The 14,949-nt window shown below is 64.0% G+C and carries 14 protein-coding genes; 8 read left to right on the top strand and 6 right to left on the bottom strand.

The window, feature by feature from the left end; genetic code table 11:
• Positions 1–73: 73 nt before the first annotated feature.
• Entirely contained in the window at positions 74–1,027 is a 954-nt protein-coding gene (locus V1292_RS29735) for an IS110 family transposase (RefSeq protein ID WP_334369797.1), read from the bottom strand.
• 402 nt (positions 1,028–1,429) lie between these two features.
• Here V1292_RS29735 and V1292_RS29730 point away from each other — a divergent pair, with 402 nt between their 5' ends.
• Complete coding sequence (locus V1292_RS29730; RefSeq protein WP_334376115.1) at positions 1,430–2,281, top strand: 3-hydroxybutyryl-CoA dehydrogenase; 852 nt, start codon at positions 1,430–1,432, stop codon at positions 2,279–2,281.
• Between the two features lie 82 nt (positions 2,282–2,363).
• Here the strand turns inward: V1292_RS29730 and V1292_RS29725 are convergent, their stop codons facing one another.
• Together V1292_RS29725 and V1292_RS29720 are read right to left on the bottom strand one after the other, a co-directional pair.
• Positions 2,364–3,440 (bottom strand): flavodoxin family protein, encoded by a 1,077-nt coding sequence (locus tag V1292_RS29725; protein ID WP_334376114.1) that lies wholly within the window; start codon positions 3,438–3,440, stop codon positions 2,364–2,366.
• Between the two features lie 80 nt (positions 3,441–3,520).
• Positions 3,521–4,111, bottom strand: coding sequence for a cysteine hydrolase family protein (locus V1292_RS29720; RefSeq protein WP_334376113.1), 591 nt, complete (start codon positions 4,109–4,111; stop codon positions 3,521–3,523).
• Between the two features lie 183 nt (positions 4,112–4,294).
• Here V1292_RS29720 and V1292_RS29715 point away from each other — a divergent pair, with 183 nt between their 5' ends.
• The gene (locus V1292_RS29715; protein WP_334376112.1) at positions 4,295–4,507 is read left to right on the top strand and encodes a hypothetical protein; all 213 of its coding nucleotides are present in this window, start codon (positions 4,295–4,297) and stop codon (positions 4,505–4,507) included.
• Position 4,508: 1 nt separating this feature from the next.
• Here V1292_RS29715 and V1292_RS29710 read toward each other — a convergent pair whose 3' ends face one another.
• Positions 4,509–5,414, bottom strand: a complete 906-nt coding sequence (locus V1292_RS29710; RefSeq protein ID WP_334376111.1) for an alpha/beta hydrolase family protein — start codon at positions 5,412–5,414, stop codon at positions 4,509–4,511.
• Positions 5,415–5,585: 171 nt separating this feature from the next.
• On the opposite strand from V1292_RS29710, the gene V1292_RS29705 reads away from it, so the two are divergent.
• From V1292_RS29705 to V1292_RS29695, 3 genes are all read left to right on the top strand, one after another.
• Positions 5,586–6,974, top strand: a complete 1,389-nt coding sequence (locus tag V1292_RS29705; protein ID WP_334376110.1) for a class II 3-deoxy-7-phosphoheptulonate synthase — start codon at positions 5,586–5,588, stop codon at positions 6,972–6,974.
• Position 6,975: 1 nt separating this feature from the next.
• Positions 6,976–7,329: a diacylglycerol kinase gene (locus V1292_RS29700; protein ID WP_334376109.1), complete on the top strand. Its 354-nt coding sequence runs from the start codon at positions 6,976–6,978 to the stop codon at positions 7,327–7,329.
• Between the two features lie 171 nt (positions 7,330–7,500).
• On the top strand, positions 7,501–9,249 hold the full coding sequence (locus tag V1292_RS29695) for an NAD+ synthase (protein WP_334376108.1): 1,749 nt from the start codon (positions 7,501–7,503) through the stop codon (positions 9,247–9,249).
• Between the two features lie 55 nt (positions 9,250–9,304).
• On the opposite strand, the gene V1292_RS29690 is transcribed toward V1292_RS29695, so the two are convergent.
• Positions 9,305–10,471: a DUF2865 domain-containing protein gene (locus V1292_RS29690; RefSeq protein ID WP_334376107.1), complete on the bottom strand. Its 1,167-nt coding sequence runs from the start codon at positions 10,469–10,471 to the stop codon at positions 9,305–9,307.
• Between the two features lie 170 nt (positions 10,472–10,641).
• A complete protein-coding gene (locus V1292_RS29685; RefSeq protein WP_334376106.1) occupies positions 10,642–10,950 on the bottom strand; it encodes a hypothetical protein in 309 nt (102 codons plus the stop codon).
• Positions 10,951–11,250: 300 nt separating this feature from the next.
• Between V1292_RS29685 and cysS the strand changes: the two genes are divergently transcribed.
• From cysS to cimA, 3 genes are all read left to right on the top strand, one after another.
• Positions 11,251–12,666, top strand: coding sequence for a cysteine--tRNA ligase (gene cysS, locus V1292_RS29680; protein ID WP_334376105.1), 1,416 nt, complete (start codon positions 11,251–11,253; stop codon positions 12,664–12,666).
• Between the two features lie 118 nt (positions 12,667–12,784).
• Entirely contained in the window at positions 12,785–13,297 is a 513-nt protein-coding gene (locus V1292_RS29675) for a GNAT family N-acetyltransferase (protein WP_334376104.1), read from the top strand.
• Positions 13,294–14,892, top strand: a complete 1,599-nt coding sequence (gene cimA, locus V1292_RS29670) for a citramalate synthase (protein WP_334376103.1) — start codon at positions 13,294–13,296, stop codon at positions 14,890–14,892. Before V1292_RS29675 ends, cimA begins: the two co-directional genes overlap by 4 nt.
• Positions 14,893–14,949: the final 57 nt, after the last annotated feature.

The following is a 14,949-nucleotide window of genomic DNA, read 5'->3' as shown; positions in this document are numbered from 1 at the left end:
CCTCTCCGGTCGAACCAAGAAACGAAGCTGGAAGGGACTGGAGAGTGGTTGCTCTGCCGAGCTCGCCGGCAACTCAATGGGCGATCGTGCGGACCTCCCATGGCGTGCCGCGGGCGACGACCGCGTTGGCGAAGATCAGCAGCTTGCGAGCGCAGGCGACGACCGCCACCTTGTGCTCCTTTCCAGCGTCGCGCAGCCGCTTGTAGAGCGCCGTCAGTTGCGGGTTCCAGCGCAGCGAGGCGATCCATGCCGCGGCGTAGAGATTATTGCGCAACCGCTCGCGGCCACCCGCGATGTGGCGATCGCCGGCGTGCTCGCCACTGTCGTCATCGTAGGGGACAAGCCCAGCCAACGCGCCGGCCTGGCCGCGGCTGAGCTGGCCGATCTCCGGCATGCGCACCACGATGGCGCTTGCGGTGCGCAACGCAATGCCATCGACGCTGAGGATCAGGTCGAGCCGCTCGGCGAGATCGGGATGCTGACGGATCGCCGCCACCAGCTGCTTGAGCCGTTGCCGGAAAAGCCCCTGGAATCGCCGGATCTCGTCGTCCCAGAGCTGCCGCAGAGCGGCATCGCGGCACGACTCGCGATGGTTCTTGAACCGGGCCATCGCGCGGACGATCTGGTCGATCTGGGTCTGTAACCCGGCCAGTTCTGCCAGACGCCGGTCGGGCGGGGCATGGATGGTCCTGACGTCGGACGTGCAGGCCGCAATCAAGGCCGCATCGATCTTGTCGTTCTTCGCCAGCCTCAGATGGAAGCGCCCATAGGCGCGCACCTGCGCGGGCTGGAACACGACGACCACGAAACGGCCCTGCCGCAGCCGCCGGACGACCGTTTGCTCGTAGCCGCCAGTGGCTTCGATACCGACCCGTTTGACCCGGTGCTGCCGCAACCAGACGAACAACTCCTCGTGCCCCTCGGCCGTATTGGCCACCTGCAGCCGTTCCGGCCTTCCATGCAGCGCCACATCGAGCTTGTGCTTGCCAGTATCGATGCCGGCGCAAACTATGCTACGCTTGCTCATCTTCTCGATCCTCCCTTGAATGCGAGCCTGATGCTCATTCAACAATGCGGGCCTCGACGAAGATGCCGACCGTGATCCGGCTACGAAGATCAGCTCACAATGCTTCGATGGGTTACGATCCAACGATCGGCGGCCCGGTCCGGGTGGCCACCCAGGCCGGGCCATTCCTTGCGGAACGCTCACACCTTAGCAGGTCGTGCTGATACAAGGATGGGTGGAGCCCTTGCGAAACCCATCATCTGCTGCGCAACGCGAATGATGGGTATCGCTTCCGCCTACGCTCGTTGAGCTACGGCGGACAAGTCGCTCCACCCATCCTAAGGCTCTCGCGGTGGGCTACCGACATCCGCCACATTCTGATAACGACGTCATTCAGTATTCAAGAACAGAGGTAGGCGAATAATGATTGAGCAGATCGGTATCGTAGGCGCAGGCACGATGGGCAACGGGATCGCGCAGGTGTGCGCGGCGGCGGGCCTTCCGGTGGTCATGACCGACATCTCCGATGCCGCCCTCACGCGCGGCATGTCTGTGGTCGCCAACAGCCTAGAGCGCCTCGTCAACAAGCAGAAGATGACCGACGCCGACCGGCAGGCGGCGCTGGCGCGCATTACGACGACCACGGACACGGCGAAGTTTTCCACCTGCGATCTCGTGATCGAGGCGGCGACCGAGAATGAGGATCTGAAGGTGAAAATCCTGAAGGACCTTTGCCCAAAACTGCGGCCGCAGGCGCTGCTCGCCACCAACACGTCCTCGATCTCGATCACGAAACTCGCGGCGGCGACCGACCGGCCGGACCGCTTCATCGGCATGCACTTCTTCAATCCGGTGCCGCTGATGGCGCTACTGGAATTGATCCGGGGCTTGCAAACCTCCGACGATACCCATGCCAAGGCGGAAGCCTTTGCAAAACGGATCGGCAAGGTGTCGATCACGGCGAAGAACAGCCCGGGCTTTGCGGTCAACCGCATCCTCTGCCCGATGATCAACGAGGCGATCTTCGCGCTGCAGGAGGGCTTGGCGACGGCGGAAGACCTCGACGCCGGCATGAAGCTCGGCTGCAACCATCCGATCGGCCCGCTGGCGCTCGCCGACATGATCGGCCTCGACACCATGCTGTCGGTGATGGAGGTATTCTACCAGGGCTTCAACGACCCGAAATACCGCCCCGCGCCGCTGTTGAAGGAAATGGTCGCCGCCGGCCATCTCGGCCGCAAGACCGGGCAGGGGTTTTACAGTTACGGGAAGTAGGGGAGCGATAGCGATAGCGTAATCCGCCGTTAGGATAGCGGTGGGCTACGCTTTCGCTAACCCACCCTATGAAGCCACGCCGCTACTTCGGGTTCGGATCGACGAGCCCCTTGGCGGGATTCTCCAGCTTCCCCGCCCGCGCCAGCTTCACTGCATTCCCCAGCGCGCGTGCCGCATTGCGCACCTCGTCGTGGAATTCGTGGTCCTCGTCCAGCGCCTGGTGCGAAGTGGCGTAGGGCTCCATGTAGCCGATATAGCCCTCGGCTTCGGCGGTGCGGCCGGCCGAGATCAGCGACATGTCGGTTAGCCAGTCCGAAAGCGAGCGGCGCAGCGTCTCCGTGCCCGCACTGTCGCCGTGAATCACAAGGCCGAAATGCCGGCCGGCCAGATGCCGCGGATAGGGCCATCCCTTCAGTTCGAGCGCCTTGGCCTGGTCGGCGTGCTTGCCGTGCGTCGAGGTCGGATCGGGATTGCCGCCATCGGCGCAGACCAGGCGATCCATCATCGCCTTCAGCGGCGTCGGCGCGTGATACCAGTTCACCGGCGCCACGATCAGGATGCCGTGCGCGGCCACCCAGAGCGGATAGATTTCGTTCATCCAGTCGTCGGTCTGGCCGAGCGAATAGTTCGGATAGCAACTGCAGGGCCAGTGGCAGAGCGGCATCGCGGTGGCGACGCAGGATTTGCAGGGATGAATCTGCCGTCCATATTCCGACGTTAGCCGCGAGAGATCCAGGATGTCGACCGCATATCCCATTTCGACCAGCACCGGCTCGGCGAGCTTGACCAGCCGCCACGTCTTGGACGCCTCGCCGGGGCAGGTATGCTCGCTTCGCGCCGAGCCATTGATGATGAGGATGCGCGGCTGCGCAGCGGCATCGTCGTGGCGCCGCTGCGCTTCGAGAATGGCCTCGCGTGCGGCGAGCCAGTCCACCGCGATTTCGTACTCGGGATCGGCGAAGCCCGCGCCCGCCTTGCGCGTCAGCGGGGCTTTGCGGGAATGACTATAGGCGTCCCATGCCGCCGCGACGACGGCGTCGAGCTCGCGCTGCAGCGGCTGGAAGACCGGATCGACGAAGCGGCCGCGATAGCGCCTCTCGAATTCCTCGCGCGGCAATTTGACGGGCGGCATTTCCTTGCGAATGTCCGGCGCCGCCATGGATCGATCCTTTCGCGCGATGATGGCTGCCGTCTCAACGTTGGAGCCGGAGCGGCGGTTCCGGGGCGTAGCGAGAGCATCTAGTCCGGACGCCAGATCTCGAACAGTTCCGCGGCGCTGACCAGCTCGATCTGCTCGTTGAACCGCGTCCGGTACATGGTCATCAGCGCATCATGGCCGGTGTCTGAGGAACTGCAGAGCGCATCTTGCACGATGACGACGCGAAAGCCGAGATCGACCGCGCCGAGCACCGTGGCAAGCACGCAAACATCGGTCTCCGCGCCTGACACCACCACCGTGCCGACATGACGCTCGACCAGCAGATGACCGAGCCGCGATCCGAAGAACGCCGAATAGGCGGGCTTGTCGACGACCAGAGCCGGCGGTGAATATCGTGCTAGCGCCGGCACGATATCGAGCGCGCCAGGCGCGAGATCGCCGCGCGTCGCGCGCTCCCATTTGGTGAAGTAGACGCGCCACTGGCCGCGACGGTCTTCCGGCCGCTCGGGTGTGATGAAGCGCGTGAATACCGTCCGCTCCTGATATCGTGCGGCGATCTGCGAGATCACCGGCAATACCTTTTCCATCCATGGCGTTTCCCACACGCCGCCCCTGGCGAAGATGTTCTGCATATCGATGCACAGATGCGCGGCGTCGCGAATTCCTTCCATGGCTGGCCTCTCGCCTCATTGAGAGGGCTAATTCGGAAAATGGGAACTGGTTTCAACAGCCGGCGGGGATTGCCGGGCACGCGTAAAGTCGCGACCGAGGTTCGGCGATAGCCGAGGGTGAACGGAACTCCCGCCTTTGTGCCACGTTGCATTCGTGGTTGATGGCGCGTGGACGGAGAGGCCATGGCTTACTTTTCCAGAGGACAGGACGCGATCGAGCGGAGCGGCAAGATCCTGGCGGACGTCGTATGTGCCTTGCTCCTGTTGGCCTTCGCAATTGCGTACTTCGGCTGGCTAGGCGGTGCGGTTGCGTTTCTCATCCTTGAAGGCGGGCTGCTGGCGGTCGAATACGTCTTGCCCGGCGACGACGGTGACGCGGCCGCCGTGGTGAGGTGAGCTACTCCCCCGCCTGGATCCATTCCGCGGCCCCGCGCCACAGCGTGTCGCGATGCTCGGGCCGGAAAAATCCCATATGCCCGATCTTGCTCACGCCGGTATCCGCGGGCCTCACCGTGATGATCTCAGGCGCGATCGAGATAAATCCCGAACACAACAGTTCGACCGCCGGCCGTGTCGCCCAGGGATCGTCGAACATGCAGAGTGCGCGTAGCGCGCCCTGGTATTTCGGGAAGTTCTGCACGGCTTCGAGCCTGGCATCGTCGAACAGATAGCGCGGGCTCATCACCCAGCGGACCCATTGCAGGAATGCATCCTTCGGCAGATCCATGCCGAGGCCGGCCTTGCCGGGCATGTAGCCGAGCGCGCGGGTCAACGGGGCTCCGACGAAATTCAGCAGGGCATAGACGCGGTAGCGCTCCGGCGCCGTCATCAGTTTCCAGTAACCGGCTTGTGCGGCGATCAGGAGTGCGCGCGAAATCTCCGAATTGTTCGGCAACAGGCCGAGCGCCTGCCCGCCGAACGAATGCCCGACATAGGCGAAGGGCAGCGACTTGTAACGCTCGCGCATCCAGGCGACCGCTGCGGTGATGTCCTGGGCTGCCCAGTCCGACATCGAGGCCTTGAAGCCGACCAGCGATTTCGGCCTGATGGAGCCGGGCAGCGCCTGCGGCCTCGAGTCGCCGGTGCCGCGATAGTCGTAGGTCAGAACCGCGCAGCCGCGGTGGGCGAGATAGCCGGCAAACCCGCGGTAGAGCTTGCGGGGAACGGCGGTTGCCGAATTGACCAGGACCGCATGGCGCTTGGCCCCGCGGGGCAGAAACAGCGTCGCGGCAAGGGGATATCCATCCGTCGCGGGCACCGTGATGTCATCGCTAAATACGTCGTCCAGCCCCGGCTCGGCCACCGTGTTCTCCTGCCAGCTTTGCGAGCGGCCGTAACAAATGCGAATTCGGATTTCGCCGCAAGAGCCTGTCAGGACTACCGGAAATCTAACTGGCGGTCGGCCCGCGGCCTGTGTATAACCCGGCCTTCGTAACCTTTGATAAGTTGCGGTTTTTGCTCAGGAGTTAACGTCATGTCCGAGCGGTGGACGCCCGATAGCTGGCGCACCAAGCCGGTGCTGCAGGTCCCCGATTATCCCGATGCCAAGGCATTGGCCGACGTCGAGGCGCAGCTTGCTACGTTTCCGCCGCTGGTGTTCGCCGGCGAGGCCCGTAACCTGAAGAAGGCGCTGGCCCGCGTCGCGGCCGGCGAGGCCTTCCTGTTGCAGGGCGGCGATTGCGCCGAGAGCTTTGCCGAGCACGGCGCCAACAACATCCGCGACTTCTTCCGCGTGCTGCTGCAGATGGCCGTGGTCCTGACCTATGCCGGCGCGCTGCCGGTGGTGAAGGTCGGCCGCATCGCCGGGCAGTTCGCAAAACCGCGCTCGTCGAACACGGAAAAGGTTGGCGGCGTCGAGCTGCCGAGCTACCGCGGCGACATCATCAACGACATCGCCTTCACCCCGGAAGCGCGCATCCCCGATCCGCAGCGCCAGTTGATGGCGTACCGGCAGTCGGCGGCCACCCTCAATCTGCTCCGCGCATTCGCGACCGGCGGCTTCGCCAATCTCGGCAGCGTGCACCAATGGATGCTGGGCTTCCTCAAGGATTCGCCGCAGTCCCGCCGGTACAAGGAACTGGCGGATCGAATTTCCGACGCGCTCAACTTCATGCGCGCCTGTGGGCTGGACCTCGAAAGCCATCCCGAACTGCGCGCCACCGATTTCTACACCAGCCATGAGGCGCTGCTGCTCGGCTACGAGCAGGCGCTGACCCGGGTGGATTCCACCACCGGCGACTGGTACGCGACGTCAGGCCACATGATCTGGATCGGCGACCGCACCCGCCAGCTCGACCACGGCCATGTCGAATATTTCCGCGGCATCAAGAATCCGATCGGCCTGAAATGCGGCCCCTCGCTGAAGCCGGATGAGTTGCTCAAGCTGATCGACATCCTCAATCCCGACAACGAGCCGGGACGGCTGACGCTGATTAACCGCTTCGGCTCCGACAAGGTCGGCGATCATCTCGCGCCGCTGATCCGCGCCGTGCAGCGGGAAGGGCGGGTTGTGGTCTGGTCGTGCGATCCCATGCATGGCAACACCATTACCTCGACGTCAGGCTACAAGACTCGTCCGTTTGACCGGGTGCTGTCGGAGGTGAAGTCGTTCTTCGCGATCCACGCCGCCGAAGGCACGCATGCCGGCGGCGTGCATCTGGAGATGACCGGACAGGACGTCACCGAATGCATCGGCGGCGCGCGCGCCATCACCGACGAGGACCTCAACGACCGCTACCACACGGTCTGCGATCCCCGCCTCAACGCCGAACAATCGATCGACCTGGCTTTCCTGATTGCCGAACTGCTGAAGCAGGAACGCGCCGGGAAAGTTCAGCCGATGCCGGCCGCAGCGGGACTTTGATTTGCTGCGACTCTGGCGGGCCACGATCAACACGCGTAACGGCCTCGCTTTTGCGATCCGCTCGGAGCAGGCCGTTCGCGAGGAACTGTTCGCGTTGGCGCTGTCGGTACCGCTGGCCTGGCTGATCGGCACGACCACGATGCGGCGCGTGGAACTGGTCGCGGCCGTCGCCTTTGTCCTGGTGGTCGAGCTGCTCAACACCGCGATCGAAAAGCTCGCCGACCGCCTGACCACGGATCACGATCTGAAGATCGGCCAGGTCAAGGATATGGGGTCGGCGGCGGTCGGCGTGGCGCTGTTGATGGCCGGCCTGTTCTGGCTGTTCGCCCTCGCGGAACGCATGGGCGCCATTTAGATATGCGGTTCTGATTTGCATCAGAACCGCATATCTAAGTTTTTGTTTTGACGCGTTTTCTTCACGCGAACCGGTGTCCACCCCCGGATCACGTCCGAGGGTATGCTTCGCTCGAAAACGCTATCAAGGCGTCGATTGCAGTTTGCTCTTGTGCAAGGCACCATCGCTCCCATGACCGACACCTTTACGATCACGCTGGCGCAGTTGAACCCGACGGTCGGCGACGTGCCAGGTAACGCCGCCAAGGCCCGCGCGGCGCGCGACAAGGCCGCAGCCGATGGCGCCGACCTCCTGCTGTTGCCCGAATTGTTCATCTGCGGCTATCCGCCGGAAGATCTGGTACTGAAGCCAGCCTTCCAGGCCGCCTGCCGCGCAGCGGTCGAAGAGTTGGCGCGCGAGACCGCCGGCGGCGGGCCCGCTGTTCTAATCGGCACGCCATGGGTCGAAGACGGCAAGCTGTATAACGCCTGCGCGCTGCTCGATCAGGGCCGCATCGCCGCGTTGCGCTTCAAGGCGAACCTGCCGAACTACGGCGTGTTCGACGAAAAGCGGCTGTTCGCGCGCGGTCCGGCCGCGGGTCCGGTGACAGTCCGCGGCATTCGGGTCGGCGTCCCCATCTGCGAGGACATCTGGCTCGAAGAATCAGAAGAATACGAGAACGTCGTCGAGTGCCTCGCCGAGACCGGCGCGGAAATCCTTGTGGTGCCTAACGGTTCGCCCTATGCGCGCGACAAGAACGACCTCCGGCTGTCGATCGCAGTTGCCCGTGTCACCGAGAGCGGGCTGCCGCTGGTTTATCTCAATCAGATCGGCGGGCAGGACGAACTGGTGTTCGATGGCGCGTCGTTCGCGCTCAACGCCGACCTCTCGGTGGCGGCGCAACTGCCCGCGTTCGAAGAAAGCATCGTCACGCTGCGCTGGACCAAGGGCGCCGACGGCTGGCGCTGCTCGGGCCCCGTAGCGCCGCTGCTCGAGGGCGACAAGGGCGATTACGCCGCCTGCGTGCTGGGCCTGCGCGACTACGTCCGCAAGAACGGCTTTCCGGGCGTCTTGCTCGGCATCTCCGGCGGCATTGATTCCGCGCTGTGCGCGGCCATCGCTGTCGATGCGCTCGGCGCCGATCAGGTCCGCGGCGTGATGCTGCCGTTCCGCTTCACCGCGCAGGTGTCGCTCGACGATGCCGCGAAACTCGCCAAAGCACTTGGCATCCGCTACGAGGTGCTGCCGATTGCCGATGCGGTGAACGGCTTCGAGAAAATCCTCTCCGGACCATTTGCCGGCCTGCCGCGCGACATCACCGAAGAGAATTTGCAGGCGCGCACCCGCGGCACGCTGTTGATGGCGATTTCCAACAAGACCGGCGCGATGGTGGTGACGACAGGCAACAAGTCGGAAATGTCGGTCGGTTACGCCACGCTCTATGGCGACATGAACGGCGGCTTCAATCCGATCAAGGACATCTACAAGACCGAAGTGTTCCGGCTATCGAGTCTGCGCAACGAGTGGAAGCCGGACGGCGCGCTCGGGCCGTCGGGCGAGGTGATCCCGGTCAACATCATCACGCGCCCGCCGACGGCGGAGCTGCGCGAGAACCAGACCGACCAGGATTCGCTGCCCCCCTACGAGATGCTGGACGGCATACTGGAGCGTCTGGTCGAGCGCGAGGAGCCGCTGGCCACGATCATCGCGGCCGGTTTCCCGGCTGAAATGGTGACGCGGATCGATCGCCTGCTCAACATCGCTGAATACAAGCGGCGGCAGGCCGCGCCCGGCGTCAAGGTAACGGAAAAGAACTTTGGCCGCGACCGCCGCTATCCCATCACCAACCGCTTCCGCGACAACGGCAAGGCGCTGCCTGCGCCTGACGAAAAACTGGTCGCCCGCGCCGGTCGCGCCTCGGCGGATGCGTTCGAAGGGTAGGGCGTCGTCTCGGAATTAGCGCGAGCGCGTTGCTTCAACCATTGTGCCGAGGCGCCTACTGCTTCGGCGGGATGAAGGTCGGGCCGACGGTGCGGATCGGCTTGTCCTTGTCGTTGGTCGCGGCCGTCGTATCAGCCGGAGCCGTCGCCGGTGCAGGCGCGGCGGTGGTGCCGGCGGGCGCGGCGCCCTTCTTGGGCGGCGGCGCGGCTTTCGACTGCCCGCGCTGCTGCATCCGCCTCGCACTTTCCTCGGTGACGATGATGTCGCCCTGCTGTTCGACCGCCGCCCTGTCGTCGACGGACTTCAGCGCTTCGGACCAGGTCTGGCCCGCAGGCTTGCAGGAGCAGGATGCGTTGAACTCGGTGCGGAATTTGAACGCGTTGGGCAGCGATGAATATGGCTGGCCGTTGATCGAGACTGCCTGGTTGATGTCTTCGCCGGGATTGCGATAGGCGAACAGGTTCGCCTCGGCTGCCGGGCACAGCGCCTTGCAGGTTCTCTCATCGTCCTGGAAGCGGGCCTGCACGGTGGCGAACGAGACCGGGAAATAGGCGCCGTCGCAGGTGCGGACGCAGACGGTGCGGTAGGTGCCGGATGGTGCGCCGAGATCGGCGCTCGGCGGCGGCAGCGTGTTGTTGTTGCCGAACAGGTTGTCGATGAAGTTGCCCGGACCGCGCGCGGCAGCGGCATATTGCGGGCCGCAATTGTTCTGCGCGAGCGCCACCAGCACCGAGCGGCGCTGGTTTTCGCGGTCAGCGCCGCCGATGCCGCCGCTGCGCAGCCGCTCCAGGCTGGTGGTGATCTGATCGAGATTGGCGCGCATCTGCTGAATCTGGTTGTTCACCGGACCGCACTGGGCGGAGCGGCCGCTGAACAGCGAGAAGAAGCCCGAGCTTTCGCAGCCCATCCGCTTGGCCTGCAGCGTGACCCGATCGAGCTCGGCCTGCTGCTTGGCCTCCGCGTCCTGATAGCGGCGGATCTGTTCATCCTTGGCGGGGTCGCCGGTGCCGGCGCCACGGTCGATGGTCGCCAATTGTCCTTCGAGCCGGATGCAGATCGGATTGGCCTGCGCGCCCTGTTGTGGCGGGGCGTCCTGGTTCATCTGCGCCATGGCGTCTTCGTTCGTCTGCGCCAAAGCGGGTGCGCCCGGGGCAGCGATGCCGAGCAGGATGGCGCAGGTCAAAATTCGAAGGGAGAGGGAAGCGTTGCGAATTTCCAGCATATCCGGCCATTGAGGGCTGATCCGCGCGGCTCAGAAAGCCTGATGACGCGGCCAAGGCGGCGTTCTGCGGCCAAGGCCGCATCCAATAGCTGCTTCTCGGGGCAGCGTCACGTCGTTTCCGGGGCGCGGGTGTGGCAAACCGGCCCTCGAAATTACGGGATTAGGTCCGTTTAGCGCTGGCAGGTAATGGCGACGTATTCGCCGCACGCCGGGCCTGAGCAGCGGTCGCCAGCGCCGATCGGAACCGCGTTGGTGATTTCATTGGGCTCGACGCGACGATAGGCGATTGCCTGCGCAAATTCCCGTGACTGACAATAGGAGCGGGCGGCATGGGCACCACATTTGTCGCCCCTGGCGAGGCACTCGTCGACGCCGTAACCGTCGGCCTGGTTGGCCACGATGAAGACGCGGCTGTCGGCGGCAGCGGCCGAGGCGGCGAGCAGGAAGGCACAGGCAATGAGTGCGGAGGAAGGTCGCATGGATGGCACCGGCGGCGGGAAGAGACCGCCCTCAGGATTAGGCCCAAAACGTTAATAATGATTAACCATGAGGGCCGAGGGCGGCTGCGAATGGCGGATTCGGCGGCCTGATCGCCCCCAAATCGGGCACAAGCAAGGCCTTGACGGCGTGCCTGCAATACCGCAATGGTGGAACCATGAACGGTCTCCTCGCCATCTGCGCCATTTGCCGCGAGATTATTAGCTAGCGATTCGCTGGCTGAGGCCGTCTTTTCTCAAAAAGAGATCACTGGACGCCCGGCCGCAAGGGATGGGTACGCCATGGAATTGCGTCTCTACGATACGTTTTCGAAGGAGAAGCGGCCGTTCGTGCCGCTCGATGCCGATAACGTCCGCATGTATGCCTGCGGACCGACGGTCTACGACTTCGCCCATATCGGTAATGGCCGCGCGGCGATCGTGTTCGACGTGCTGTTTCGCGTGCTGCGCCATCGCTACGGCGCCGATCACGTGACCTATGTCCGCAACGTCACCGACGTCGACGACAAGATCAACGTGCGCGCCGCGCGCGACTATCCCGGCGTGCCGCTGAACGAGGCGATCCGCAAGGTCACTGAAGAGACCTATCAGCAATACCAGGACGACGTCACCGCGCTCGGCTGCTTGGCCCCGACGGCGCAGCCGCGCGCGACCGAACACATCCCGGAGATGCGGGCGATCATCGAGAAGCTGGTCGCCGGCGGCTTTGCCTATGTCGCCGAAGACCACGTGCTGTTCTCGCCGCAGGCGATGAACGAAGCCAATTCCGTGATGCCGCGCTACGGCGCGCTGTCGAAACGCTCGCTAGACGAGATGATCGCCGGCGCCCGCGTCGATGTTGCCCCCTATAAGCGTGACAACACCGATTTCGTGCTGTGGAAGCCGTCGAAACCAGGCGAGCCGTCATGGCCGTCGCCCGCGGGCATCAAGATGGGAGGCCGCCCCGGCTGGCACATCGAATGCTCGGCGATGGCCTGGAAGCATCTCGGCGAGAAGTTCGACATTCATGGCGGCGGCATCGATCTGGTGTTTCCGCACCATGAGAACGAACTCGCGCAGACCTGCTGCGCGTTCCATTCCGATCGCATGGCGAATGTCTGGATGCATAACGGCTTCCTGCAGATCGAGAGCGAGAAGATGTCGAAGTCGCTCGGCAACTTCTTCACGATCCGGGAATTGCTGGCCGACTGGCCGGGCGAGGTGCTGCGTTTGGGCATGCTCAAGACGCATTATCGTTCACCGCTCGACTGGACCCTGAAGGGTGTGGAAGAGAGCGCGAAGACGCTCGACGATTGGTATGCGATCGCAGCCGACGCCGTCGCCAGCGAGCCGTCGCCGGCTATGATCGAGGCGCTCCATGACGACCTCAACACGGCGCTGGCGATGGCTGTCCTGCACAGCCTGCGCAACGCGGCGGCGTCCGGCGGCACGCGGGAACGCGGCGAGTTTGCGGCGTCGCTTCGCCTGCTCGGCTTCATCTCGATGAGCGCTGCGGAGTGGAAGGGGCGGAAGCAGCAGGCGAGCGGCATCGATGCTGAGCAGGTCGACCGCCTGATTGCGGAACGTGCCGCCGCCCGCGCCCGAAAGGACTTCAAGGAATCCGACCGTATCCGCGACGAACTCGCCGCGATGGGCGTTGCCATCAAGGACGGCAAGGATGCCGACGGTAAGCCCGTTACCACCTGGGAGATTGCGTGATGACCAGGCCCGACACGCCTTTCCCGAAACACTGGCTCTATTATATCGCGCTGAAGATCGCGCTGATCGCCGGCGCCGTGGCGCTGGTGACCAGGCTGTACGGATTATGGTAGGGACGATGGGACAGGCATTGCCAAAACCTGGCTTGCGGCCATTTTTGCCGGCGGATGTTCCGATGCTGGCGGCGATCTTCGTTGCCGCCATCGAGGGGCTGACCGGCGACGACTATAGCGAGGCGCAGCAGGGAGCCTGGGCGCAGGCGGCCGACGACGAAGCCGCGTTCGGCAAGAAGCTTGCCGGGCAGTTGACGCTGATCGCGACTATCCAGAACGCGCCGGTCGGCTTCGCCTCGCTGAAGGGCGCTGACCAGATCGATATGCTCTACGTGCATCCGAGCGTGGCCGGGCAGGGCGTGGCCTCGATGCTGGTCGATGCGCTGGAGAAACTGGCGGGCGCGCGGGGCGCCAAAACCCTGACGGTCGATGCCAGCGATACGGCCGAGCCGTTGTTCAGAAAGCGCGGCTATACCGCCAAGCAGCGCAACACGGTTTCGCTCAACGGCGAATGGCTCGCCAACACCACGATGCAGAAGACGCTGGCGACAAGCGCCGCGCCGGGAGCGCCGACATGAGTCGCGAACGTCTTTATCTGTTCGACACCACGCTGCGCGACGGTGCGCAGACCAACGGCGTGGATTTCACGCTGCATGACAAGCAAATCATCGCGCAGATGCTGGATGAACTCGGCATCGACTACGTTGAAGGCGGCTATCCCGGCGCCAATCCGACCGACACCGAATTCTTCGCCGAAAAGCCAAAACTCCAACATTCCAAGTTCACCGCGTTCGGCATGACGCGCCGTCCCGGCCGGTCGGCTTCGAACGATCCGGGACTGGCGGCACTGATCGAGGCAAAGGCCGATGCGATCTGCTTCGTCGCAAAGTCCAGCGCTTATCAGGTGCGGGTGGCGCTCGAGACCACCAACGAGGAAAACCTCGCCTCGATCTGCGACAGCGTCGCTGCTGCGAAGGCTGCCGGGCGCGAGGTGATGGTCGACTGTGAGCACTTCTTCGACGGCTACAAGGAGAATGCCGATTTCGCGCTCGCCTGCGCCAAGGCGGCCTATGATTCCGGAGCGCGCTGGGTGGTGCTGTGCGACACCAATGGCGGCACCATGCCGCACGAGATCGAGACCATCGTCGGCGCTGTCACCAAGCACATCCCGGGCAGCCATGTCGGCATCCACGCCCATAATGACACCGAGCAGGCGGTCGCCAATTCGTTGGCCGCGGTTCGCGCGGGTGCGCGGCAGATCCAAGGCACGCTGAACGGGCTCGGCGAACGCTGCGGCAACGCCAACCTCTGCTCGCTGATCCCAACGCTGCGGCTGAAGAACGAATTCTCCGACACGTTGGAAATCGGGGTCACGGACGAGAAGATGGCGACGCTGATGAAGGTGTCGCGCACGTTGGATGACATGCTCAACCGTGCCCCGAACCGCCATGCGCCTTACGTCGGCGAAAGCGCGTTTGTCACCAAAACCGGCATTCATGCCTCCGCCGTCCTGAAGGATCCGCAGACCTACGAACACGTCTCGCCAGAATCCGTCGGCAATCACCGCAAAGTGCTGGTGTCCGATCAGGCCGGCCGTTCCAACGTCATGGCCGAACTCGACCGCGCAGGTATCCCTTACGAGAAAAGCGATCCAAAACTGGCGCGGCTGGTCGAGGAGCTGAAGGAGCGGGAAGCGGCCGGCTTCGCCTATGAATCCGCCAACGCCTCGTTCGATCTCTTGGCGCGGCGCACGCTCGGCCGGGTGCCGGAATATTTCAAGGTCGAGCAGTTCGACGTCAATGTCGAGCAGCGCTACAACGCCAACGGCCAGCGCATCACGGTGGCGCTCGCCGTCGTGAAGGTCGATGTCGCCGGCGAGCGGCTGATCTCGGCGGCCGAGGGCAACGGTCCAGTGAATGCGCTCGACGTTGCCTTGCGCAAGGACCTCGGCAAGTACCAGAAATACATCGAAGGCCTGAAGCTGATCGATTACCGCGTGCGTATCCTCAATGGCGGCACGGAAGCGGTGACGCGGGTGCTGATCGAGAGCGAGGACGAGAACGGCGAGAGCTGGACCACGATCGGCGTCTCGCCCAATATCATCGACGCCTCGTTCCAGGCGCTGATGGATTCGGTGATCTACAAGCTGGTGAAATCGGGCGCTCCGGCGTAAGGTGATTGATGTCGTCATTCCGGGGCGATGCGAAGCATCGAACTCTGATGTGCAATT

The organism is Bradyrhizobium sp. AZCC 1719 (genome assembly GCF_036924525.1).
Lineage (GTDB): Bacteria > Pseudomonadota > Alphaproteobacteria > Rhizobiales > Xanthobacteraceae > Bradyrhizobium.
The sequence above is the reverse complement of the archived record's forward strand: the minus strand, read 5'-3'. Positions and strand labels throughout refer to the sequence as shown.

What these genes read in the sequence shown, in the direction of transcription:
- V1292_RS29735 (WP_334369797.1), bottom strand. Translation starts at nt 1,027, where the DNA reads ATGAGCAAGCGTAGCATAGTTTGCGCCGGCATCGATACTGGCAAGCAC.
- V1292_RS29730 (WP_334376115.1), top strand. Translation starts at nt 1,430, where the DNA reads ATGATTGAGCAGATCGGTATCGTAGGCGCAGGCACGATGGGCAACGGG.
- V1292_RS29725 (WP_334376114.1), bottom strand. Translation starts at nt 3,440, where the DNA reads ATGGCGGCGCCGGACATTCGCAAGGAAATGCCGCCCGTCAAATTGCCG.
- V1292_RS29720 (WP_334376113.1), bottom strand. Translation starts at nt 4,111, where the DNA reads ATGGAAGGAATTCGCGACGCCGCGCATCTGTGCATCGATATGCAGAAC.
- V1292_RS29715 (WP_334376112.1), top strand. Translation starts at nt 4,295, where the DNA reads ATGGCTTACTTTTCCAGAGGACAGGACGCGATCGAGCGGAGCGGCAAG.
- V1292_RS29705 (WP_334376110.1), top strand. Translation starts at nt 5,586, where the DNA reads ATGTCCGAGCGGTGGACGCCCGATAGCTGGCGCACCAAGCCGGTGCTG.
- V1292_RS29695 (WP_334376108.1), top strand. Translation starts at nt 7,501, where the DNA reads ATGACCGACACCTTTACGATCACGCTGGCGCAGTTGAACCCGACGGTC.
- V1292_RS29690 (WP_334376107.1), bottom strand. Translation starts at nt 10,471, where the DNA reads ATGCTGGAAATTCGCAACGCTTCCCTCTCCCTTCGAATTTTGACCTGC.
- V1292_RS29685 (WP_334376106.1), bottom strand. Translation starts at nt 10,950, where the DNA reads ATGCGACCTTCCTCCGCACTCATTGCCTGTGCCTTCCTGCTCGCCGCC.
- cysS (WP_334376105.1), top strand. Translation starts at nt 11,251, where the DNA reads ATGGAATTGCGTCTCTACGATACGTTTTCGAAGGAGAAGCGGCCGTTC.
- V1292_RS29675 (WP_334376104.1), top strand. Translation starts at nt 12,785, where the DNA reads ATGGGACAGGCATTGCCAAAACCTGGCTTGCGGCCATTTTTGCCGGCG.
- cimA (WP_334376103.1), top strand. Translation starts at nt 13,294, where the DNA reads ATGAGTCGCGAACGTCTTTATCTGTTCGACACCACGCTGCGCGACGGT.